Annotated in this window: 20 protein-coding genes; 14 read left to right on the top strand and 6 right to left on the bottom strand. The window is 60.2% G+C overall.

Annotation, left to right across the window (positions count from 1 at the left end; all coding sequences use genetic code 11):
- Window positions 1-54 precede the first annotated feature (54 nt).
- The 5 genes from J1G35_RS20425 to J1G35_RS20405 all read left to right on the top strand — a co-directional run bounded on the left by J1G35_RS20425 (window position 55) and on the right by J1G35_RS20405 (window position 3669).
- Window positions 55-696: a DUF1345 domain-containing protein gene (locus J1G35_RS20425; protein ID WP_053135146.1), complete on the top strand. Its 642-nt coding sequence runs from the start codon at window positions 55-57 to the stop codon at window positions 694-696.
- Between the two features lie 72 nt (window positions 697-768).
- Window positions 769-1608 carry an AraC family transcriptional regulator gene (locus J1G35_RS20420; protein WP_223015859.1) on the top strand — a complete coding sequence of 280 codons (840 nt, stop codon included), beginning with the start codon at window positions 769-771 and terminating at the stop codon, window positions 1606-1608.
- A 53-nt stretch (window positions 1609-1661) separates the two neighbouring features.
- Window positions 1662-2261: a LysE family translocator gene (locus J1G35_RS20415; RefSeq protein ID WP_223015858.1), complete on the top strand. Its 600-nt coding sequence runs from the start codon at window positions 1662-1664 to the stop codon at window positions 2259-2261.
- Between the two features lie 114 nt (window positions 2262-2375).
- Window positions 2376-3170 carry a hypothetical protein gene (locus J1G35_RS20410; protein WP_223015857.1) on the top strand — a complete coding sequence of 265 codons (795 nt, stop codon included), beginning with the start codon at window positions 2376-2378 and terminating at the stop codon, window positions 3168-3170.
- Window positions 3171-3249: 79 nt separating this feature from the next.
- Window positions 3250-3669, top strand: a complete 420-nt coding sequence (locus J1G35_RS20405) for a hypothetical protein (RefSeq protein ID WP_223015856.1) — start codon at window positions 3250-3252, stop codon at window positions 3667-3669.
- Between the two features lie 81 nt (window positions 3670-3750).
- Here the strand turns inward: J1G35_RS20405 and J1G35_RS20400 are convergent, their stop codons facing one another.
- The 3 genes from J1G35_RS20400 to J1G35_RS20390 all read right to left on the bottom strand — a co-directional run bounded on the left by J1G35_RS20400 (window position 3751) and on the right by J1G35_RS20390 (window position 10322).
- A complete protein-coding gene (locus J1G35_RS20400; RefSeq protein ID WP_223015855.1) occupies window positions 3751-6018 on the bottom strand; it encodes an autotransporter outer membrane beta-barrel domain-containing protein in 2268 nt (755 codons plus the stop codon).
- Between the two features lie 212 nt (window positions 6019-6230).
- On the bottom strand, window positions 6231-8213 hold the full coding sequence (locus tag J1G35_RS20395) for a hypothetical protein (RefSeq protein ID WP_223015854.1): 1983 nt from the start codon (window positions 8211-8213) through the stop codon (window positions 6231-6233).
- A 147-nt stretch (window positions 8214-8360) separates the two neighbouring features.
- On the bottom strand, window positions 8361-10322 hold the full coding sequence (locus J1G35_RS20390) for a hypothetical protein (protein ID WP_223015853.1): 1962 nt from the start codon (window positions 10320-10322) through the stop codon (window positions 8361-8363).
- Between the two features lie 279 nt (window positions 10323-10601).
- Between J1G35_RS20390 and J1G35_RS20385 the strand changes: the two genes are divergently transcribed.
- From J1G35_RS20385 to J1G35_RS20365, 5 genes are all read left to right on the top strand, one after another.
- Window positions 10602-11621: a LacI family DNA-binding transcriptional regulator gene (locus J1G35_RS20385; RefSeq protein ID WP_347709464.1), complete on the top strand. Its 1020-nt coding sequence runs from the start codon at window positions 10602-10604 to the stop codon at window positions 11619-11621.
- A gap of 70 nt (window positions 11622-11691) precedes the next feature.
- Window positions 11692-12474, top strand: coding sequence for a TIM barrel protein (locus tag J1G35_RS20380; protein ID WP_223015852.1), 783 nt, complete (start codon window positions 11692-11694; stop codon window positions 12472-12474).
- The gene (locus J1G35_RS20375) at window positions 12467-13408 is read left to right on the top strand and encodes a sugar kinase (RefSeq protein WP_223015851.1); all 942 of its coding nucleotides are present in this window, start codon (window positions 12467-12469) and stop codon (window positions 13406-13408) included. Before J1G35_RS20380 ends, J1G35_RS20375 begins: the two co-directional genes overlap by 8 nt.
- A 45-nt stretch (window positions 13409-13453) precedes the next feature.
- Window positions 13454-14746: an MFS transporter gene (locus tag J1G35_RS20370; RefSeq protein ID WP_053135114.1), complete on the top strand. Its 1293-nt coding sequence runs from the start codon at window positions 13454-13456 to the stop codon at window positions 14744-14746.
- Window positions 14743-15720 carry an NAD(P)-dependent oxidoreductase gene (locus J1G35_RS20365; protein ID WP_223015850.1) on the top strand — a complete coding sequence of 326 codons (978 nt, stop codon included), beginning with the start codon at window positions 14743-14745 and terminating at the stop codon, window positions 15718-15720. Before J1G35_RS20370 ends, J1G35_RS20365 begins: the two co-directional genes overlap by 4 nt.
- Before the next feature lie 73 nt (window positions 15721-15793).
- On the opposite strand, the gene J1G35_RS20360 is transcribed toward J1G35_RS20365, so the two are convergent.
- The gene (locus J1G35_RS20360) at window positions 15794-17419 is read right to left on the bottom strand and encodes a methyl-accepting chemotaxis protein (protein ID WP_223015849.1); all 1626 of its coding nucleotides are present in this window, start codon (window positions 17417-17419) and stop codon (window positions 15794-15796) included.
- Between the two features lie 233 nt (window positions 17420-17652).
- Here J1G35_RS20360 and J1G35_RS20355 point away from each other — a divergent pair, with 233 nt between their 5' ends.
- The 3 genes from J1G35_RS20355 to J1G35_RS20345 are packed head-to-tail and all read left to right on the top strand — an operon-like array spanning window position 17653 to window position 20114.
- Window positions 17653-19080: a nucleobase:cation symporter-2 family protein gene (locus J1G35_RS20355; RefSeq protein WP_223015848.1), complete on the top strand. Its 1428-nt coding sequence runs from the start codon at window positions 17653-17655 to the stop codon at window positions 19078-19080.
- A 13-nt stretch (window positions 19081-19093) separates the two neighbouring features.
- Window positions 19094-19555, top strand: coding sequence for an LEA type 2 family protein (locus J1G35_RS20350; protein ID WP_223015847.1), 462 nt, complete (start codon window positions 19094-19096; stop codon window positions 19553-19555).
- Window positions 19556-19562: 7 nt separating this feature from the next.
- Window positions 19563-20114 carry a GNAT family N-acetyltransferase gene (locus tag J1G35_RS20345; protein WP_223015846.1) on the top strand — a complete coding sequence of 184 codons (552 nt, stop codon included), beginning with the start codon at window positions 19563-19565 and terminating at the stop codon, window positions 20112-20114.
- Window positions 20115-20349: 235 nt separating this feature from the next.
- Here J1G35_RS20345 and J1G35_RS20340 read toward each other — a convergent pair whose 3' ends face one another.
- Window positions 20350-21276, bottom strand: coding sequence for a carbon-nitrogen hydrolase family protein (locus tag J1G35_RS20340; RefSeq protein WP_053135096.1), 927 nt, complete (start codon window positions 21274-21276; stop codon window positions 20350-20352).
- A gap of 92 nt (window positions 21277-21368) precedes the next feature.
- Here J1G35_RS20340 and J1G35_RS20335 point away from each other — a divergent pair, with 92 nt between their 5' ends.
- Complete coding sequence (locus tag J1G35_RS20335) at window positions 21369-22289, top strand: LysR family transcriptional regulator (protein WP_223015845.1); 921 nt, start codon at window positions 21369-21371, stop codon at window positions 22287-22289.
- On the opposite strand, the gene J1G35_RS20330 is transcribed toward J1G35_RS20335, so the two are convergent.
- Entirely contained in the window at window positions 22261-22515 is a 255-nt protein-coding gene (locus tag J1G35_RS20330; RefSeq protein WP_053135090.1) for a hypothetical protein, read from the bottom strand. The two genes, J1G35_RS20335 and J1G35_RS20330, sit on opposite strands and share 29 nt — an antisense overlap.
- Window positions 22516-22519 lie beyond the last annotated feature (4 nt).

The raw sequence follows: 22519 nt of genomic DNA, 5'->3' as shown, positions 1-22519 counted from the left end.
GCTCGCCACAAAAAATGCGCTAAGGTGCTCACAGGTAACCCTCTGTGAGCCGCCATGCCCTTCCTCGCCCGCACCCACCCTCGCCTCTCCGCCGCCGCCGTACTCGGCCTTGCCGTAGGCATCCTGGCACCGGCCGACACCCTCGCCAGCAAAATCCTCATCGGCTGGAACGCCGGGGTCTGGACCTACCTGGTACTGATGCTGTGGTTGACCAGCCGTGCCAGGGCCGACGATGTAAAGCGCATCGCCGAAATCGAGGACGAAAACGCCGGGCTGGTGCTGTTCACGGTGTGCATCGCCGCCATCGCGAGCCTGGCCACCATCACCTTCGAACTGGTGGGCAGCAAAGACCTGGCCACTTCCGAGCGCCTGCTGCACTACGGGTTTACCGGGCTGACGGTGATCGGTTCATGGCTGTTGATCGGGGTGATTTTCAGCGTGCATTACGCCCGCCTGTATTACACCTGGAATGGCAAGGAGCCAGCGTTGCGGTTTGCCGAAGGGCTGTTGACGCCGAACTACTGGGACTTCCTGTATTTCTCCTTCACCATCGGCGTGGCGGTGCAAACCTCTGACGTCGGCGTCGCCACGCGCGGCATGCGCAAGGTGGTGCTGGGGCAGTCGCTGATCGGCTTTTTGTTCAATACGGCGATCCTGGGGTTCTCGATCAACATCGCCGCCGGGCTGTTCGGCTAGGCTGCACAAACCTTCTAGACGCTCAGGTGTCGGTGGGCGCTAATACCCTTACACATTCCGTCTCGGTGGTTTATGGCCGCGCACAATTGGATCGATTTATCCCAGGACGCCGACACCGGCATCGAGACCCTGCGCGCGCATTTCGAGGGCCACGCCTACGACCCGCACTGGCATGACAGCTACCTGATCGGCGTCACCGAACAAGGCGTGCAGCAGTTCAACTGCCGTCGCACCCGGCACAACAGCGTGCCCGGCCAGGTGTTCCTGGTGGAACCCGGTGAATTGCATGACGGCGACGCGCCCACGGCAGACGGTTTTACCTACCACATGCTGTACCTCGACCCGCAGTGGCTGGCGCGGGAAGTGAGTGCGGTGTTCGAAGAGGCGCCGCTCAACAGCCAACTGGGTTTTGCCACGACCTTGACCAGCGATTCACGCCTGGCCATCGCCACCAGCCAGGCGTTCCAGACGCTGCACAGCGGTGAAGTGCGCATCGTGCGCCAGCGTGCCATGGACCAATTGCTGGAGCGCCTCACCGGTCACCTGGCGTGGCGCGCGCGCTACCGTGACGACCCACGCTTGCCACTGGTCGCCCATAAGGCCCGCGAATACCTGCATGCCCACTTGCATCAAGACGTCGGCATGGACGAACTGGCCGTAGCCTGTGGCGTCGACCGCTTCCGCCTGACCCGCGCGTTCAAGAGCGCCTTCGGCCTGCCGCCGCATGCCTACCTCGTACAACTGCGCTTGGCCCGTGCCCGGCATTTGTTGGCCAAGGGCGAGCAACCGGCGGATATGGCGATTGCCCTGGGCTTTGCCGATCAAAGTCACCTGGGCCGCTGGTTCGTGCGCGCCTACGGCATGACACCGGCCGCGTACCGCAAGCGCTGCTCAAATCTTCCAGACAGTTAACGCACAGGCTTGTGAGGATGGACGCCACTGAATGATTCACTGGAGTCCCCAGCATGTCCTCCCCGTTACTGCCCTTCCTGTTATTTGCCTTCGTTGCCTCCATTACCCCCGGCCCCACCAATATCCTGGTGCTGAGCAACAGCGCGCGTTATGGCCTGCGGGCAGCACTCCCGATCATCCTCGGAGCCTGTGCCGGTGCGGCCGGGATTGTGTTGGCGGTGGGTTCAGGCCTCGGTGAATCACTGGTCCAGTTGCCACGTGTGCAGACCGCCATGCAATGGATCGGTATCGCCTGGCTGAGCTACCTGGCCTGGCAGATCTTCAGCGCACCGGCCCACGCCCTCGAGACCGATACTGCACACAAGCGCCTGGGCATGATCGGTGCGGCCGGCCTGCAACTGGTCAACCCCAAGACGTGGATGATGGCGTTGGCGGTGGTCAGCGTGTTCGCCGGGCAGGGAGAGGGGCGTCAGGCGCATGTGCTGAGCCTGTCGATAGTGTTTTTCCTGGTCTCTTTGCCGTGCCTCGGGGTATGGGCAGTGCTTGGCGCGGGGTCGAGCCGGGCGCTTCGTTCGGCCACGGCATTGCAACGGTTCAACAGGTGCATGGCGCTGTTATTAGTCGCTTCCGCGTGGCTGGGGGTACTCCTGTAACAGCACATCGAATCCGACGAATGGCAGCCGCAACCTGTTAGTTCTGACAGTTGCCAAGGTCCTGGTTATGGCGCGCAATAGCCTCACAAACAGGGAGTCGTCGGAGAAACGTATATGCCTGGGCAAAACACGCGGGTCAACAACCTGATGCGTAATGGCAGCTTCAGCAGGTATGGCGCCGAATGGACCACACTGAACACCGTGGACTACTCGCGCCAGTATTGCCGGGTGCTCAATGGTCAGACCTCTCAAGTCATCAGCGCGGGTGCAGAAACCACCTACCTGTTGAAGTTCTGGAGCCAAGTCCTTTTCAAAGGCAGAGGCGAGCTCCTGATCCAGGCCGACCAGCCCAGTGTCGGCGCACGCCTGGACCTTAATGACTTCCACCTCTGGACCCGTCGGCAAATCAGCTTCACCACTCCCCCTGCCACCACCAACATCACGGTGAGCGTCATCGGAACAGAGGGCGAAGTGTGTGTCGACGAATTGAACCTGATCCTGGACACGAGCACCGTGCCCACGCCCGAGTTGGTGCTCAATGGTGATTTTTCTGCCAACAGCACTCACTGGGACACCACCGGATCCCCAGGCGGCTCGCGAGCCCACTTTGATGGCAATACCTTTGAGGCTTCTTTGAACGGCCGCGCCCGACAGACCATCGCGGTCACCGGTGGGAACACCTATGAATTGTCTTTTCGCACGCAAGTATTATTTGGCGGGCACGGTTTCTTCCGCTTCGAATTAGCCCCGTCGGGTGTATTTCCGGAAATCCGCGTGGACGCGTCCGACTGGACTTCCCATACACGTGAGTTTGTGATGCCCGCCGGTACTACGGCGCTCACTGTCCTCATGATCGGGATCGATGGCGCGGTCTTCTTTGATGATGTCTCGTTAAAACGCAAACCCTGAACCTATCGACACGTCCGTTACGCCTCTATCCAAGCCTTGAGCCTGGGGAGGCCATCACAAAAGCAGAGGAGATGCATTCATGTCAGTCATTCAACAACCGAGCGCACAAGAATCACGTATCGCCGTTCCACACTTCAAGGGTAAAGTCGATGGGGAGGACTTCACCGCCAAAATATTCTCCATCACCCATACTGGCGGCAGATGGACCCTTTCCGGCAGCAGGGTCGACGATAACGGTGTCACCCATAAAATCCAGTTGGCGTTTCCCGACACGTACTCGAAAGGTCTCTACAAACTGGAGGACCATCCGAATATCAGGCTGACCTATTCGACTGATAGTTTGAATAACCCGATCCTCAGATACGGTGCCAGCGGTCTGATTGATCTGGTAACCGTGGACCCGAACAATAGTCACGTGGCAGGTGGATTGGACGACATCCGCACTCGTGACGACGGTAACCCGATAACCACCATCACGGCGTTGTTCAGCCTGGGATGAACGTCACTATCCCGCACAGGTGCCCTGCTCCGAACCGCAAAAAGGAAGCCGAAGCTTCCTTTTTGGGTGCTGCACAACCCTTTACCAGCTGTAACGCACGCCGACGTTAACACCCCAGGGCTGATCCACATGCTTGCCCTTGCTGTGTTCGAAATCAGCATGCAACTGCAGATGCTGCGACAGCGACACGGCCACACCCGCACCGAATTCGGCACGTGAACCCGACAGGTCGTTGTTGAACGCATGGCCGTTGACCGAGACTTTGTTGTCCTTGGCGAACTCGTGGGCCACTGCGGTACGCAGGTACGGCTGGACAACACTGCCATCGTCCATGATGAAATCACGACCTACGGTCACACCGAGCTTGCCCAGCAGTGAGTGGGTGTTTTCACCCTTGGCTTGCAGGCCGTTGTCCAACTCGAAGTTCTTGCCTTTGACCATCACTGTCGACGCTTGGGCAAACGGTTCAACAAAGAACCCGTCGTCCAGTTTGATGGTGCGGCCCACTTCCGCCGACGCACCAATGCCGTTGGTTGCGTAGTTGCCCTTGGCCTTGACGCCATCACTCATGGCAACCTCGGTGTCGTTCTCGAAACGGTTGGCCTTGACCACACCGTCAAAGTAATACCCGCTATCGGCATCCATCCAGGTCGCGTAAAGACCTGCGTAGTAACTCTTCACCGTACCGGAAGTGCCACGGCTCAGGTCCAGGTTCGACGTGCTATGCCCCGCCATTACACCGACCAACCATTGGCTGTCCTCACTCAACGGTGTATCAGCCCCCAGGGAGAAACCGCGCTGAGTCTGTTTGACCCCCACACCGCTAGCATCGGACACCGAGTATTTGTTGCCGTAACTGCGGATCCAGCCACCGGCCAGCGCGTCGTTGTGGCGCAACTCACCCATGCGGCTGCGCAGTGAGCTCGCCTCGCCGTACCACACGGTCGGCGCGGTGTTGAACAAGGCCAGCACCGAACGCGTGCCCGGGCTGATGGTACGTGCGGATGGGTCGAGGAACCAGTCGTTGCCTTCCTGTTTGAGCCCATAGGACCAGGCGCCGAGATCCACACTCCCCCCCACCAGGGAAAACTCAGCATCGCCGCCACCGGTATGCACAATGTGGACGTCACCGGGTGACACCGGTTCAACGCCACTGCTGGCGACTAACAGCTGATGTTGCCCCGTGGCGTCCCCACTGATATTCAAGAAGTCATTCAGGCCGGCAGCAAAATCAGCGCCCATCACGAACGTACCGTTGCCGCTGAGGGTATCCAGGTTCAACTGGTAAAACGCATCAGTTGCACCGAATTTCACCGTGCCGCCGGCAAGATCCAGGTCGCCAACCAGGTTATCGCCGGTCAAGTCCCAGAATGAACCCTCGCCAATGCTCAGGCTGCTGACGTTCAACAACACCCCGGTCAATGACGAATGGTTCTGCAAACCCAGGTTGGCATGGCTGCCTGCTTCGACGATGACATTGCCGTTCAAATGGCTGTTGTTGACCGTCATGTTGGCTGTGGCGCCGCCGGTCACTTCCAGCAGGTTGCCATTGCCGCCGATCAACTGCGAACCGTTGTTCACTTCGATGGTTGCCGTAGGTACCCGGCCAGGCAACCCGGCCACCAGAATCGCTGCGCCGGTCTTGCCTTCGACCGTCGACTGATCCAGAACCAGCACGCCATCCTCGGTAATCCCTGCGGCGCGAGTGAACCGCACGCCATTCTGGTCCCCCACCAGGGTGCTGGTCTGGGCAAACGCCGAACCGCCGATCAACGAGACACCAGCGCTGCCTGCAGCAGTCCCTTGCACCAGCGAGTCACGCAACAGCAGCTCGCTGAATTGAGTCGCCGAGGCGCCGGCCTGCCGGCCGATGATCGTGCTGTTGCTGACATCGGCACGGGAACCAACGGGGGCCGAGGTATAGCGGTTGAGCACCAGGCCGATGGATTGAGCACTTTCCAGATGGCTGCCGGAAATAGCCGCGTAGCCATTGGTCAGTTCCATGGCCGAAGCCCCTGGCGCTGCGGATTTAACGGTTGATTCGCTGATGGTCACCGTGGACCCTTCCTGGGCAACAATGCGCTCCACGGTGCTGCCACTATTCACCGCCAATTGCGCACCAAGGGCGCGGATCGAACCGGTCGTTGCACCGTTGACGGCCAAGCTGGAGCCGGCTTGCAGCGCCCAGTTCTTTACGTCTTCTCCCGCTTCAATCACTTTGGACTCGCCAGGGGCAACCACTTCCTGGCTAGCCTGGCTCTGTACTGCAACACCCAGCAGAAGGCCGAGGGATGACACTTTGACTGCCACACTTAGGGGGCTACGTTTAAAAAGATACTTGAAAGACATGCTGAAACACTCGCTCTGACTAAGATGCCTAAACCAACTGAATGGCTCTTTCCAAATGAGTAGAGCCAGTCGTATAGAGGCCGCGAGGTTAGAGATGGAGGGCGTAGGGGTAAGTAGGAAAAATCTGAACAACACAAAAGAAATGACTGCTTGGAGCAAAAAAAACCACCGAGGCGCCTCACGCCGCGGTGGTTGTTACAGCGCTCATTACGTTATGCGGGACTACCATCACAGAAGTTATTGACCGTCACCATGCGCGCCGGAACAACGGCGGGCACGGACTCTGCCGGCGTTCCTGCGACATCCACAGAGTATTGGAGCCACATCGAGGCAAACGGCGGCTCTGCCCCCACTACCTTGAGATGCGGGTCGAAAGGCTTGAGTTCGAAGATGAACCCATTTTTCGCCATCTCCGCGTCCAACGTAACCGAAGCGGTACCTCGCGTTGCCGCAATCGGTTGGTCGCCAGCAAGCCCGACAGAGGCTACGAACTCGAAGTTGACTTGTGTCCCATCGTCGAAAAAATCAGCGCTCGGCGGAATCCAGACTTCGATGTATTTATCGCCCGGCGGCGTTTCGGTCCCTGTGGGTCGCAAGGATGCACACGTAATCCTGCCACGAGGGTCGCCACCCCAGGAGAGCGTATTGCGGAACTCGGCCGCTTCGAGTTTATGTGTAATCGCATTGTCCACTTCAACGGGAGTACTGTCTGAATAGTTGATATTGGTCGTACCGGGGCCACTTACACCACAAAAAACGGGGATGGCGTCGTCATTGCCCGCTTTAGCAATGGCGTCCTTATCCACGTCGATACTCACCGGAGAACCAGGACCATCGTCCACCTGAACGGTGTATGAGCCTGCCGGGTTCAGTTTATTACCCCAAAACAGGGTAATAACCATATCGGGTTCGGGCTCAGGGTCGACCGTCCACAAATCGAAAGTTGCGATGATAGGGTCGACATGATCGATGTCGGCAGAGTTCAGGTAGTTCGTGGTGGGGGCGGACGCCGGACCCGTGATGGTGACGAGGTCCAAGTCAGGATTTGGGTCTCCCGGAATCACTACGGGTGGCCCTTCAACACTGAGATCAACATCGACCAGCGTGTCGTCCAAAGGCCGATTGGAAGACCCCGTCCTGAGAATCTCATAAGTGACCTCCGTCGACACTGGCCCCGTCTCATCGGCATATTCGTTCAAGATCAGTTCGGACGGCACCGTAAATTCGAATGGAAAAACCCCAGTCAGTGGCGCTAATGCCGTCGTTTGGCTTCCCCAACGCAGCCTGTATTGATCGGTAGGCTCCCACGTATAATTGGGGATTGCCACCACCACACCCGCCTGCCACGCCTCGATATCGACCAACGCGTCCTCTGGCGGGGAAACAACCAAAAGAGCAGCCAAGTTCAAGTTTGCGCTACGTTTGAGCCGACGCCCCGTGGGGATTTTGGAAATTTCACTGGTGTTACCGGCGGCATCGCACAACTGGTAGTAGGCAAAATAGTTACCGTCCACGAAATCGTGAAAAGCCGAAATGGGCAGATTGATTTCCACCCCACCGCTTTCCATGGGAACGCTACCCAAACACGGCGCATCGTCAGGTGGCTGGAGTGCGGTAAACCAGAACCTGACCACCCTGTCCCCAGCCTCAAAACCTGCATAACCTGGAATTTCGAAGTCGAAACCACCAGGATTCAAATCCAGCGTGTCCTGGGTAATGTCGACGCCTAGGGGCAGTGAATCGGGAAATATTATTCTTGCTGGCGCTTCACTTCTGCCGGGAGACTTATAGGGCCCGTAAAGGTCAATCTTGACCCGTTGTTGCTGCGAAAAGTCAGAGTAATCACCGCCTGAGCCAGGCTTGACCTTGAATCGAAGATCGAACTCGCCATGGCCTAAAAGATCCTCGCTAACGGTCACTTCGACAAAGGGCCCACTGGGCTGAGTCGAAAAAAAAATCGGGTCCAGCGGGATCCAGAACGCTTGCCCCACCAGGCTGACTTCGATCTGCATCTCGTCGCCATCATCCGGAAACCTCCAGATCGGGCAATCAACCCGTAAGCCACCGTCGTCGCTCAGGGATGGCCGCCATATCAAGCCGTTTTCTCCGTTGAGGGCCTGGGGAAACTCTGGCGGTTTCAAATTGGGGTCGTCCCAGCCTGTTACAACTGACTTTTTTAAACTATTAATTGCCATCTCGATTTCTCCTTGCTCATAGAAAGGGCTCGCAAGCGTCCAGGCCCGTGAACAACACCCTTAAGAAATAACAGGCATCACATAGCCAAATAACATGCAGACACGACGACGCTTCTGTTGCCGGAATGAAACACACATCAAAAGAGCTTATTTAAATACTGCCCCCTCTGGCCCCGGCCCACCGGGACCGCAGTACACGGGCGGTGACGTCGCAAACTTCCGGTCGATTTTCACATAACGAACCTGCGAACTTCCCACCCTCACGCCTTTGCGCCACACGCTAAACTCTGCCATCGCGCCACCGTTATCTTTCATGGGTTGTACATAGGGCAGATAGGGCACAATAAAATCATGGTAGCCGCGGGTATCATCGATAGGCGCCCAAGGCTCGACGAACACTTCGGACGTTTCTGGAATAGGTCTGTTACCCGCAAATCCCAGGGTTCCTTGCCATCTAAGGCGCAGTTCATCTTTATCTTGAATTGCAATGTGCTTGTTTACTCGAACATGCACGCCTTCCCAGAGGGGTGGAGAAGTCTGACAGTGAAGCCAGCTATTCTCGGCGTGTAAAAACTCAGGAGGCGGGAATTTAACCGGCGGCACAATATTGATATTCACCGTCTGACTTGGCGCCAATTGTTCATTGACGCCATTACTGGTTCGATACGTGACCGGAAACGCCGGATTATTAGCTATATGATCCGCAATCGCTGACCACTCTATAAGTGGGAACGTCACGATTGCTCCCGCGACGTCTCCCGCCTTTACTTGATACCTGGCAACAGCCTCTTCTACATCGCCCCAATACAAATCCATCCATTGGCCTACTTTAGGATCGTCAAATAACACAACCCTGGCGGTAACCGGTTTATCGACATCATTGAAATCCAAGTGATTGGGTGTATCGGACCCACCACCGCTAATCTCGACTTTCGCCAGGTGCCGGTTGTATTCGGCTGGCGCATCCTCGTGGTCCTGCCCGGCCACGCGGAAGTCGGCGTCGATGTACCGAATAGGTGATGGCACACCATCAGAGCTGCCCGCGCGGTAAATGAAGTACTGCACCGGGAAGTGCGTTTGCACATAGCCTTTTTGAATCAACGTTGCCCAATCAACGGCGACGGTTTTGGGAAAGCCGGTCACGGGTTCCCTGGCCAGGACGATACCGTTCCAGCTCACAACCACGTCGTCCGTGCTCTTCCAGTCGAAATAGGCCCCGAAATGTACCGTCACACCTTGTCGCGCATCGCCACGATCAACCCGGCCGTCATAGTCATACGCCACAATTGACAGGGGTTTCAATCCGCTGGGCGCGGGGTCGAGATCGATATACACCGGCGTCGGGCCTGAGTAATCCAGGCGCTGGTTGCCCGCCCTGTCGCGCAAGGTATAGCGCAATGCGCGCGGGCCCGACTGCAATGTACGAAAAGCGCTTGATGGCACGGGTACTTTCAGCGGTTCAGTGCTGGAGGTGAACGTGTGGATGTAAACCGCTTCGAAGGGATTGGCATCTTCGCTGGACAACAAAAAAATCGGCACCTCGTCAAAGGGCTGCCGATCAAAGTAGGTCGGGATCAGCACTTCGATCGTCGGATGGGTACTCAGGTACTCTTCCGTCACACCGAACTCGGCTATTTCAGGATCTACGAAAGTGGCCGGTAGCATTGGAGCACTGCCTCCGGGCGCGATCCAATCAATGGTAAACGTCCTGGTGTGAGGGCTTTGCTCCAACCCGCCGGGCCCGTCTACTTCATACCGGATGTCGTATGAACCGCTGATCTTCAGCCAATTGCCACCGATGCTCAGCTCCACAGGAAAGTCTTTTTCCTGCGTGAGCGGCCCTTGCAGTGGAATCGGCGGAAGCGGGTATTCCGGTTCGGGCGTGTGGGGCTTGATGTAAAAGTGGACGTAATCTGTCTCCCTATCCAGGGCAGGAAAACGCCATATCTTCTCCAACTGAATTTTGATCGGGTGATACAGATATTCGGTTGGAATCAAGCCATTGGGATCTCCCGGAATAGCGTTCACCACAACCGCCGCAGGGAGTTCCGATGCCTGCGGTACGCCACCGTAAAAAACAGCGGAGCGGGACTTTCCTGAGATGGCCATGAAGCTCTCCTTGACCTGTCGCAACACCGGCGCTGCGCCTTGACGGGCAGTCGGAGCGCTGCTGATTGAGACTGTTTGCCTGACCCAATTAAGCTCCGGTTCCGAGCCCGTGGATACTGTCAGAACTAACAGGTCGGCTGCGCCGTTCGTCGGTTCAGAAGCCGCGGCACGGGGGATGGACGCTTGACGAACGTGTGGACTTGGTGTCTTCTGAAACCGGTTTCATCGCTATGCATTCGTAGCAGGAAACCGTTAATCCAATAAGAAAGGCCCGCGACCGTGACCCCTTTTTCCGCCGCCCAACGCACCCGTGTCACCATGCTCGACGTCGCCCAACGCGCCGGCGTGTCCAAAGCCAGCGTGTCGCGCTTTATCGGCGACGACCGCGCTCTGCTCTCCGACGCCATTGCCCTGCGCATCGAGCAAGCCATCGAGCAGCTTGGCTACCGCCCTAACCAGATGGCCCGTGGCTTGAAACGTGGCCGCACGCGCCTGATCGGCATGCTGGTGGCCGATATCCGCAACCCCTACTCCATTGCCGTGATGCACGGCGTCGAAACCGCCTGCCGCCAGCACGGCTACAGCCTGGTGGTGTGCAACACCGACCGCGATGACGAGCAGGAGCGCAAGCACCTGGCGGCGCTGCGCTCGTACAACATCGAAGGGTTGATCGTGAACACCCTCGGTCACCACCTCGACCAACTGCTGGAACTGCAAAGGGAAATGCCCCTGGTGCTGGTGGACCGCAAGGTCGAGCCACTGCACAGCGACCTCGTGGGGCTGGACAACCCGGCGGCGGTGCGCATGGCCGTGGAGCATCTGGAACAGCAGGGTTACCGCGAGGTGTTGCTGGTGAGCGAAGCCTGCGATGGCACCAGTTCACGGCAGGAACGCCTGGACAGCTTCAAGCACGAAATTGCCCGGCACCCGGCGCTGACCGGCGCGGTACTGGAGCTCAGTGATGCGCTGGAACCACGCCTGCAAGCCTTTCTCGCCAAACCCGGCCCCAAGGCGGTGTTCTGTGCCAACGGCGTCGCCACGCTGGCCTGCACCCGTGCGCTCAAGGCGCTGGACTGCAACCTGTTCGGCGATATCGGGTTGATCGCCCTGGACGATCTGGACTGGTACCCGTTGGTGGGCAACGGCATCACCGCCCTCGCCCAGCCGACCGAGGCGATTGGCGCCAGTGCGTTCGACTGCTTGCTCAAGCGGTTGCGCGGTGACACCGCGCCGACCCGCACCCTGGATTTTTTGCCCCAGTTGATCATCCGAGGCTCCACCCAGCGCCCGTACACGTAGCAACTGCTACGGCAGAGTCGATTGGACATTTAACGTAGAAAAATGAAACCGGTTTCAGAGGTAAACAACAATGCACAAATACCCCGTCTCCATCAGCCTTTCCAGCTACGGCGCCGACCTGGTTCGCCAGCAAGGCCAGTTGAGTTTTGTCGAGCTGCTGGCCGCTGCCGGTGCCCAGCGCATCGAGTGGCGTGAAGAACTGCTGACCGTTGAGCAACCCGCCGAATTGGCCCAGGCCGCCGCCGAGCACGGTCTGGAGGCGGTGTTCTCATCGCCCCTGGAATTGTGGGTCGCCGGCCGCGCCCAGCCGAATGCGGAACTGAGCGCCACCCTCGACCGCGCCCAGGCCTTTGGTGCGCGCTGGCTGAAAGTCTCCCTCGGCTACTTCACCGACACCAACGACCTGGAAAGCTTGCACGCCCTGCTCGACCGTCACCCAGTCAAGCTGCTGGTGGAAAACGACCAGACCCTGCACGGTGGACGCATCGAGCCGATGCAGCGCTTCTTCACTGAAGTCGAGCGCCTGGGTCTGCCGGTGAAGATGACCTTCGATATTGGCAACTGGCAGTGGCAGGACCAATCCGCCCTGACCGCCGCACGCCTGCTCGGCCGGCACGTCGACTACCTGCACTGCAAGGCCGTGGCGCGTCGCGCGGACGGCAAGCTGGTGGCGCTGCCGCCCGGCGCCACCGACCTGCATCTGTGGGAACAACTGCTCAAGCACATGACTCAAGGAATTACCCGGGCCGTGGAATTCCCGTTGCAGGGCGATGACCTGGTCGACGTCACCGCGCAGCAAGTAGCCACCCTCGCCCTGCTTGGCCAACCCCGTGCGGAGCACGCCCATGTCTGAGATCGATATCCTCTCGTTTGGCGAAACCATGGCGATGTTTGTCGCCGAGCAGACCGGCGACCTGGCCCAGGTCGCACAGTTTCACAAACGCATTGCCGGCGCCGACAGCAATGTCGCCATCGGCCTGTCGCGCCTGGGCTTCAACGTCGCCTGGCTGAGCCGGGTGGGCAATGATTCCCTCGGGCGCTTTGTGGTCGACACGCTCCAAAAAGAAGGCCTGGATTGCCGGCATGTAGCGGTCGACCCGTTGCACCCCACCGGCTTTCAACTCAAGTCCCGCGAAGAAGCCGGCGATGACCCGCAGGTGGAGTACTTCCGCAAGGGCTCGGCGGCCAGCCATCTCTCCATCGGCGCCATCAGCCCGGCGCTGCTGCAAGCCCGCCATCTGCATGCCACCGGTATTCCACCGGCCTTGTCCGAGGCCACCCGTGAGCTGTCCCGCGAATTGATGACGCAGATGCGCAAAGCCGGGCGCAGCGTGTCATTCGACCCGAACCTGCGTCCGTCGCTGTGGACCAGCCAAGAACAGATGATCCGCGAAATCAACGCCCTCGCCGGCCTCGCCGACTGGGTTTTGCCGGGCCTGGGCGAAGGCCGTTTGCTCACCGGTTACGACGACCCGGCCGATATTGCCGCCTTCTACATCGACCAGGGCGCCGAAGCCGTGGCCATCAAGCTTGGCCAGGATGGCGCCTACTACCGAACCCAACTGGACCAAGGTTTTGTCGCCGCTGTACGGGTGGACAAGGTGGTGGACACCGTCGGCGCCGGCGATGGCTTTGCCGTGGGCATGATCAGCGCCCTGCTGGAAAACCTCAGCTTCCCCGAGGCCGTGCAGCGCGGCAACTGGATCGGCAGCCGCGCCGTACAGAGTCGCGGCGATATGGAAGGCTTGCCCACCCGTTCTGAATTACCCACCCGATCCGTCGCTTGACCCACACCCTGTTGCCACAACTACAACAAGCTCAGGAGCAACCTTATGGACACCGTGAAACTCGCCACCCGTCGTTGGTGGTACATCATGCCCATCGTCTTTATCACCTACAGCCTGGCGTACCTGGACCGCGCCAACTACGGTTTTGCCGCCGCCTCCGGGATGGCCGAAGACCTGATGATCACCCCCGGCATGTCGTCGTTGCTGGGTGCACTGTTCTTCCTTGGCTACTTTTTCTTCCAGGTGCCGGGGGCGATCTACGCGCAGAAGCGCAGTGTCAAAAAGCTGATTTTTGTCAGCCTGATCCTCTGGGGCGGGCTGGCCACCCTGACCGGGGTGGTGTCCAACGCCTACATGCTGATCGTCATTCGCTTCATGCTCGGCGTGGTTGAAGCGGCGGTGATGCCAGCGATGCTGGTGTACCTGTGCCACTGGTTCACCCGTGCCGAACGCTCGCGCGCCAACACCTTCCTGATCCTCGGCAACCCGGTGACCATGCTGTGGATGTCGGTGGTGTCCGGCTACCTGGTGCAGCATTTCAGCTGGCGCTGGATGTTTATCATCGAAGGCCTGCCGGCGGTGCTGTGGGCGTTTATCTGGTGGAAGCTCGCGGATGAAAAACCCGCAGACGCCAAGTGGCTGAGCGAACAGCACAAAAAAGACCTGGAGGCCGCGCTGGCTGCCGAACAGGTCGGTATCAAGGCGGTGAAGAACTACGCCGAAGCGTTCCGCTCGCCCAAGGTGATCATCCTCGCGCTGCAGTTCTTCTGCTGGAGCATCGGTGTGTACGGTTTTGTCCTGTGGCTGCCGTCGATCCTCAAGAAAGGCCTGCAGATGGACATGGTCGAGGCCGGCTGGCTGTCGGCCCTGCCCTATCTCGCCGCAGTGATCGCCATGCTGGTGGTGTCCTGGGGCTCGGACAAACTGCAAAAGCGTAAGCGCTTTGTGTGGCCGCCGCTGCTGGTTGCCTCCATCGCGTTCTATGCGTCCTACGCGTTGGGCGCCGAACACTTCTGGTGGTCCTACACCCTGCTGGTGATTGCCGGGGCCTGCATGTATGCGCCTTACGGGCCATTTTTTGCCATCGTCCCGGAGATCCTGCCTGCCAACGTGGCCGGTGGCGCCATGGCGCTGATCAACAGCATGGGCGCCCTCGGCTCGTTCGGCGGCTCGTACCTGGTGGGTTACCTCAATAGCAGTACCGGCTCGCCCGGCGCTTCATACCTGCTGATGAGCGGTGCGCTGATGCTGTCGGTGGTGCTGACGATTTTCCTCAAGCCCGGCGCCAGTGACCGCTCGCCGGCGCCAACCCTGGAGTTGAAGGTAAAGACCTCATGAAAAAGTCCGTTGTGTTGTACAAGAAACTCTCTGCGCCACTGATGGCACGCCTGCATGAGCGGGCCGATGTCACGCTGATCGATGCACTGGATGAGACCGGCCTGGCCAAGCTGCGCGATGCCCTGCCCACCGCCCATGGCCTGCTGGGTGCCAGCCTGCGCCTGGATGCCAGGTTGCTGGACCTCGCGCCGCAACTGGAAGCCGTGGCCAGCGTGTCCGTGGGGGTCGACAACTACGATATCGACTACCTGACCGAGCGCGGCATCCTGCTCAGCAACACCCCGGACGTGCTCACCGAAACCACCGCCGACACCGGCTTCGCGCTGATCCTGGCCACCGCCCGGCGTGTGGTAGAGCTGGCCGACATGGTGCGTGCCGGCCAGTGGAACAAGAATATCGGCCCGGCACACTTCGGCAGCGACGTGCATGGCAAGACCCTGGGCATCATCGGCATGGGCCGCATCGGCGAAGCCTTGGCCCAGCGCGGGCATTTCGGTTTTGGCATGCCGGTGCTCTACCACAGCCATTCGCCCAAACCAGCGGTGGAACAGCGCTTTGGTGCGCAGTACCGCAGCCTTAACGATTTGCTGCAACAGGCCGATTTTGTCTGCCTGACCCTGCCGCTCACGGCTGAAACCGAGAAGCTGATCGGCGCCGAGCAGTTTGCGCTGATGGGCCCGGAGACGATCTTTATCAATATCTCGCGGGGCAAAGTAGTGGACGAGGCGGCGTTGGTCGAAGCCTTGCAGCAACGCACCATTCGGGCGGCGGGATTGGATGTGTTCGAAAAAGAACCGCTCAGCCACGACTCGCCGTTGCTGCGCTTGAACAACGTGGTGGCGACGCCGCATATCGGCTCGGCGACCCATGAGACGCGTGAGGCGATGGCCAAGTGTGCGGTGGATAATCTGTTGCAGGCGCTGGCGGGTGAAAAACCCAAGAATCTGGTGAACCCAGGGGCCTGGAAGCAATAGCTTCTGACACCACACAGAACACGTGTGGGAGGGGGCTTGCCCTCCCACATTTGATTGCATTGCAAAAAGTGGGTCAGATAACGAACCTGGCCACCATCCCGTTCAAGTCCACCGCCAAGCGCGACAGTTCATGGCTGGCCGCGCTGGTCTGGTTGGCCCCCGCCGCCGACTGCGTGGCCAGGTCGCGGATGTTGACCAGGTTGCGGTCCACTTCGCGGGACACCTGGGCCTGTTCTTCCGACGCGCTGGCGATCACCAGGTTGCGTTCGTTGATCAGGCTGATGGACTGGGTGATCTGCTCCAGGGCCACACCGGCAGCACGGGCCATTTCCAACGTGGCCTGGGTGCGCTGATTGCTCTGTTGCATCGATTGCACGGCTTCACCGGTGCCGTTCTGGATGCCGGCGACCATTTTCTCGATTTCCTGGGTCGACTGCGCCGTGCGATGGGCCAGGGCGCGTACTTCGTCAGCCACCACGGCAAATCCGCGCCCGGCTTCACCGGCGCGGGCCGCTTCGATGGCGGCGTTCAGCGCCAGCAGGTTGGTCTGCTCGGCAATCGCGCGGATCACGTCCAGCACCTTGCCGATGTCACGGCCCTGGGTGGCCAGGCCTTCGATCATCGCCGCAGTGTTTTGTACGTCCTGGGTCATGGTCTGGATCGCACCGACGGTTTCCACCACTCGGTCGCGGCCTTCGCGCGCGGCCTGGTTGGACTGGTTGGAAGCCTCGGAGGTGGACACCGCATTGCGCGCCACTTCCTCCACCGCAGCGGTCATCTCGTTGACCGCCGTGGCGGCTTGGTCGATTTCATTGTTCTGCTGTTGCAGGCCCCGGGACGCTTCCTCGGTCACGTTGCTCAACTCTTCAGCCGCCGAGGCCAGCTGAGTGGCCGAACCGGCAATGTGCTGGATGGTCTGGCGCAGGTTGGTTTGCATGGTCGACAAGGTGTTGATCAGGCGCGCGGGTTCATCGTTGCCATGATCTTCAATGACGGCGGTCAGGTTGCCACCGGCGATGGTTTCAGCCACCTGAACAGCTTTACGCAAAGGCGTGACAATGCTGCGGGTCAGCAACCAGGCCAGCAGCACCGTGAGCAGCGCAGCGGTGACCGACACCACGATAATCCCGGTAATGGCGCTGGTGTAGCTCTGCGCTGCGTGGTCGTTGGCTTGTTTGGCGTTGGCGGCATTGATCGCAATCAGCTTGTTCAACTGCTCGCCCATCTGGTCGGTTCCTTCCTTGATCCGGGTATTGATCAGGGTACGCATCTGCTCGATGTTGCCTTGCCTGGACAGCAACAGCATGTCTGCCTGGGCCTTGAAGTAGTTATCCAGGGTGCTGGCAAACGTCTTGTACAACGCCGCCTCCTCCGTACCGGCGGGTAATGCCGCATAGCCGGCCTGGGCCGTCTTCACCTTGTCGACCAGCACGCCGATGCGCGTTTCGGCTTCCTGCAGGGCGGCGGGCTCGCGGTTGACCAGTACGCGAAATGACAGAATACGCATGCGCAGGACGTTCTCCGTCATCTGGCCCAGGTACGTCACGCTGGGCAATTGGTTCGCGCTCATGTCTACCGAGGCTTGGCGGATCAACGTCATGCGGTTGGCCGCGAAGCCGCCCAACACCACCACTAACAGGGCGATGAAGGCGAAGCCGAGAGAAGCTCGAGGGGCGATGTTCAAGTGACGGAGCGACATAGGAGTGATCTCGAAATGGAGTGGCAGCACGCGTCCATGCCACGAAACGATCAGCCAGCGACAACGCACGGCCAGACCTCGGCCATCACTGTTGTTTTTGATAGGTGGGCCTATAAGCAGTATCGGCAGGAATCGGGGTTTTATGCAGGGTCTTTATAAATATTTTTTTACACTTCTGACGCTGAGCAGTTTCTGGCATCCTGCGCCTCCCTTTTCTGACCCGAGCCCTCATTTTGTCTGACGCTCAAGCCCCCCGCCCCCGCTATAAGTCCGACCTGATCTATGGCCTGGAAGACCGCCCGCACTTCAGCGCGGCGATATTTGCCGCATTGCAGCATGTGCTGGCCAGTTTTGTCGGCATCATCACCCCCACCCTGATCGTCGGTGGCGTGCTCGGCCTGGAAAGCGAAGTGCCCTACCTGGTGAGCATGGCGCTGTTTGTGTCGGGGCTCGGCACCTTCGTCCAGGCGCGCACGTTCGGCCCCATCGGTTCGGGGCTGCTGTGCCTGCAAGGCACCAGTTTCTCGTTTATCAGCGTGATTCTCAGCGCGGGTTTCATGGTCAAGGCCCGGGGCGGCGGCACTGATGAAATTCTCTCGACGATCTTCGGCATCTGTTTTTTCGCCGCGTTTATCGAAGTGGTGTTCAGCCAGTTCATCGGCAAGCTGCGCAAGCTGATCACCCCGGTCGTGACCGGCACCATCATTACCCTGATGGGCCTGTCGCTGATCAAAGTCGCCGTCACCGACATGGCCGGCGGCTTTGGCGCCAGCGACCTGGGTGCGGCGAGCAACATGGGGCTGGCAGCGTTGGTGCTGCTGACGATCGTGGTGCTGAACCGCTTCAATAACCCATTCCTGCGCCTGGGCTCGATCGTGATCGGCCTGACATTGGGCTTTGTAGTGGCCTGGTGCCTGGGCCGCGTCGATATGGCGACCTTGCCCCAGGTACCGCTGATCAGCGTGCCGGTGCCGTTCAAGTACGGTTTTTCGTTCGACTGGGTGGCGTTTATCCCGGTGGCGGTGATCTTCCTGATTTCCCCACTGGAAGCGGCGGGCGATCTGACCGCCAACTCGATGATTTCCCAACAGCCGGTCAAGGGCCCGCTGTACATCAAGCGCATCAAGTCGGGCCTGCTGGCCGACGGCCTCAACTCGGCAATGGCCGCGACGTTCAACAGCCTGCCGATGGTGACGTTCGCCCAGAACAACGGCGTGATCCAGTTGACCGGCGTGGCCAGCCGCTACGTGGCGTACTTCATCGCCGGCCTGCTGGTGCTGCTGGGGCTGTTGCCGATGATCGGCGCGGTGCTGCAACTGATGCCCAAGCCGGTGCTGGGCGGCGCGACCCTGATCATGTTCGGCACCGTCGCCGTGGCCGGCATCAAGATCCTCGCCGAAGCCGGGCTGCATCGCCGTAATGTGCTGATCGTGGCGATCTCCCTCGGCATGGGCCTGGGCGTGGCCGCCGTGCCGGAAGTGTTGCGCGAGCTGCCCAAGGCGCTGCACAACATCTTCGAGTCGCCGATCACCGTGGGTGCGTTCTGTGCAATCCTGCTGAACATTTTCCTGCCGGAAGAGTTCATAGAACTGGAAGAAGATGAATTTGATCCGGAGTCCTCTACCCTCAAAGTGATGCAGGACCCGGACGTCACGAAATAGGAGCACCCGTTGCATGCGCAAGCTCATGGTTCTATCGCTGTTGCTGCTGACCTTGAGCGCCTGCGCGCTGTTCCCCAACCGCGACCCGGTGAATATCAACGTGGTGGGCATCGAGCCGCTGCAAAGCCAGGACCTGGAAGTGCGCTTCGCCGTGAAACTGCGGGTGCAGAACCCCAATGAAACGGCGATCGACTACAACGGCGTGGCCCTCGACCTGGAGGTCAATGGCCGGCCGCTGGCATCGGGGGTGAGTGACCAGCGCGGCAGCATCCCGCGTTTTTCCGAGAGCGTGCTGATGGTGCCGGTGAGCGTTTCGGCGTTTTCCGTGCTGCGCCAGACCTTGGGCCTGAGCCAGACCCAGAGCCTCAACAACCTGCCCTACGTGCTGCGGGGTAAATTGGCGGGCGGCCTGTTCGGCACGATGCGCTTTGTGGACCGTGGCACGCTGGACTTGCCCAATGCCGCGACTTGGTAATGACCCCATGCAACCGACACTCTTCACCGAACGCCTGATCCTGCGCCCGCTGACGCTGGACGATGCCGAAGGGATCCAGCAGCAATTCGCGCATTGGGACGTGGTGCGTTACCTCAACGCCCTGGTGCCGTGGCCCTACCCGGCCGACGGCGCCCGTTCCTATCTGGAGCACATCGCCCTGCCCGCCATGGTCCGTGGCGAGGAATGGCATTGGTCCCTGCGCCTGAAAAGCGCGCCTGAACAGTTGATTGGTAACGTCAGCTTGATGGACGAGCAGGACAACAACCGGGGGTTCTGGCTAGGGCCGCACTGGCAAGGACAAGGTTTGATGTCCGAAGCCAGCGCGGCGGTGACCGACTACTGGTTCGGCGTGCTCAAGCGCCCCGTGCTGAGGGTGCCCAAGGCGGCGCCAAACCTGGGCTCGCGGCGTATTTCCGAGCGTACGGGCATGCGTTTGATCAGGACGGATGAAGGTGAGTTTGTAGAAGGCACTTTCCCGCGGGATATCTGGGAAATGACCCGCGAGGAATGGCTGGAAAACCAAGCCCTCAAACGCTGAGGGCCAAAGGTGGGAGGTCCCACTACCTCTTCGACGTAGCGCTGGCGCGCAGCAAACTGGGACCTCTGTGGCGAGCGGGCTTGTCCCGCGTTGGGGTGCGAAGCCCCCCTGCTGAAGACAAATATGGTGTATCAGGCACTCCTCTGCGCCTGGTTTCGGGGCTGCTGCGCAGCCCAACGCGGGACAAGCCCGCTCGCCACAGGAATGCGGTCGACCGAAACCGTTCGACCGGGTTTCAGTCGGTGATATAGCGCACACCTGGCTTGGCGCGCTCATCCACCACCAGCTCGAACACATCCGGGCGGGCGTAATGCCCCACCACGTCATAGTCGTACCGCGCTCGCACCAAGTCATCGGTGTCGATCTGCGCCGTCAGCAGCCCGGCCTCCCCCAGCAGCGGCCCGGCCAGGATGTCGCCCATCGGGCCGACGATCACGCTGCCGCCGGCGATCAACGGGCGTTCCGAAGGCCAGTTGGCAACCTCGATGCCCAGTGCCTCGGGCGAGGCCTGCACCTGGCATGCGCTGACCACAAAGCAGCGTCCTTCATGCGCCACATGGCGCATGCTCACCTGCCACATCTCGCGTTCATCCACCGTCGGCGCGCACCACACCTCTACGCCTTTGGCGTACATCGCGGTGCGCAGCAGCGGCATCATGTTTTCCCAGCACACCGCACCGCCGATACGCCCTACCGCTGAGTCGATCACCGGCAAGGTCGAGCCGTCACCCTTGCCCCAGATCAGCCGTTCGGTGCCGGTGGGCATCAGCTTGCGGTGCTTGGCCACCAGGCCGCCCGACGGTTCGAAATACAGCACGGTGCAATACAGGGTGCTGCCACTGCGCTCGATCACGCCCAGTACCAGGCTGGCTCCGGTACGTGCCGACAGGCCGGCCAGCGCCTCGGTCTCGGCGCCCGGCACATCGATGGCGTTGGCGAAATACCGGGCAAAGGCTTCGCGGCCTTCGGGCAGGCGATAGCCCAATTGGGTACCAAAACCTTCACCTTTGGGATAGCCACCGAGCAGCGCTTCGGGCATCACCACCAAGTGCGCGCCACTGCGCAGGATCTCGGGTTCATAGCCGAGGATTTGCGCCAGGGTGTCGGCCTTGCCGCCAGGCAGGGAACCGATTTGCAGGGCTGCCACAGTGGAAACTGGCATCACGATCACTCCGAATAAGGGGGGGTTGCCCATTCTCCTGCCAGGCTCGATCATGAATAAAGCCCACCTCAGTGCTGAATGATATGAGCCAAATGAATATCGCCCAGGTCGACCTGAACCTGCTGAAAACCTTCGAAGCCCTGCACGATGAGTCCAGCGCCAGCCGCGCAGCGTTGCGCCTGGGCGTCACGCAGTCGGCCATCAGTGCAGGTTTGCGCCGTTTGCGTGACGTCTATGGCGACCAACTGTTCGTGCGCACTGGCCGTGGCCTGGCGCCCACGCTGCGAGCCAACCAATTGAAACCGGTGATCAGCGAGGCGCTGGCGCGTTGCCGACAGAGCCTGGCGATGGTCAACCCGGACAACTCGAACTATCAAGGCCGGTCGGTGGTGGTGGGCCTGTCCGATGACTTCGAGATTGCCTATGGCCGCCTCCTGATGGACGCCATCGCCCAGCGCCTGCCAAAACTGCGGGTGATCTTCCGCCAGACCCACAGTCAGATCGTTGCTGCTGCCCTGCTCGACCGCAGCCTGGACCTGGCGATCACCGCCGGCGGCTTTGCGCAAAGTCGCTTGAGTCGCCATGTATTGGGAGAAGGGGATTATCGCTGCCTCGTGGACCCACGCAGCCTGGCGCAGGATCAGGACAGCATCAGCCTGGATGAATTTGTCAGCCGCGAGCATGTGTTGGTGTCGTCAGGGGGGTTTATCGGCATCACCGACGAGGGGTTGGCGGCGCACGGACTGAGCCGCCAGGTGTGCGCCTCGACCAGCCACTTTGCCGCGCTGCCTTTTCTGCTCAAGGACAGCCAGGCGGTGGCAACCATTCCAGGGCATGCGGCGCAGGCCATTGCCGCGATGACCGGCCTGCGGGTACTGCCCTGCCCGCTGGCACTGCCGCGCTACCCGGTGGAGCTGGGCTGGCGCACCCAGGCCCAGCTTGATCCGATGTTGCTTAAAGTACGCGAGGCGATTGCCGCCAGCTTTACTTCGCCGCCGCCATCAGTTTGTTGACTTCACTGCGCACCATGTTGGAAAACTCCGGTGGCGACATGCCGTCGAGTTCGGCGCGCACCCATTCGGACCACTTGCCCTTGCGCTTGGCGCGCTCACCGAACAACCGCGCGGCTTCGCCCTTGGCCTTGCCCAGGTTGGTTTGCCACAGGTCGTAGAGGCGGGACTTTTCATCTTCCAGCTCGGCGCGTTCGGCGAGGGTCTTGTTGGCGAGATTGAAGCTCATGTTG

It is taken from the genome of Pseudomonas sp. SH10-3B (assembly GCF_019891415.1).
GTDB lineage: Bacteria > Pseudomonadota > Gammaproteobacteria > Pseudomonadales > Pseudomonadaceae > Aquipseudomonas.
This window is presented reverse-complemented; position numbering and strand designations above follow the sequence as displayed.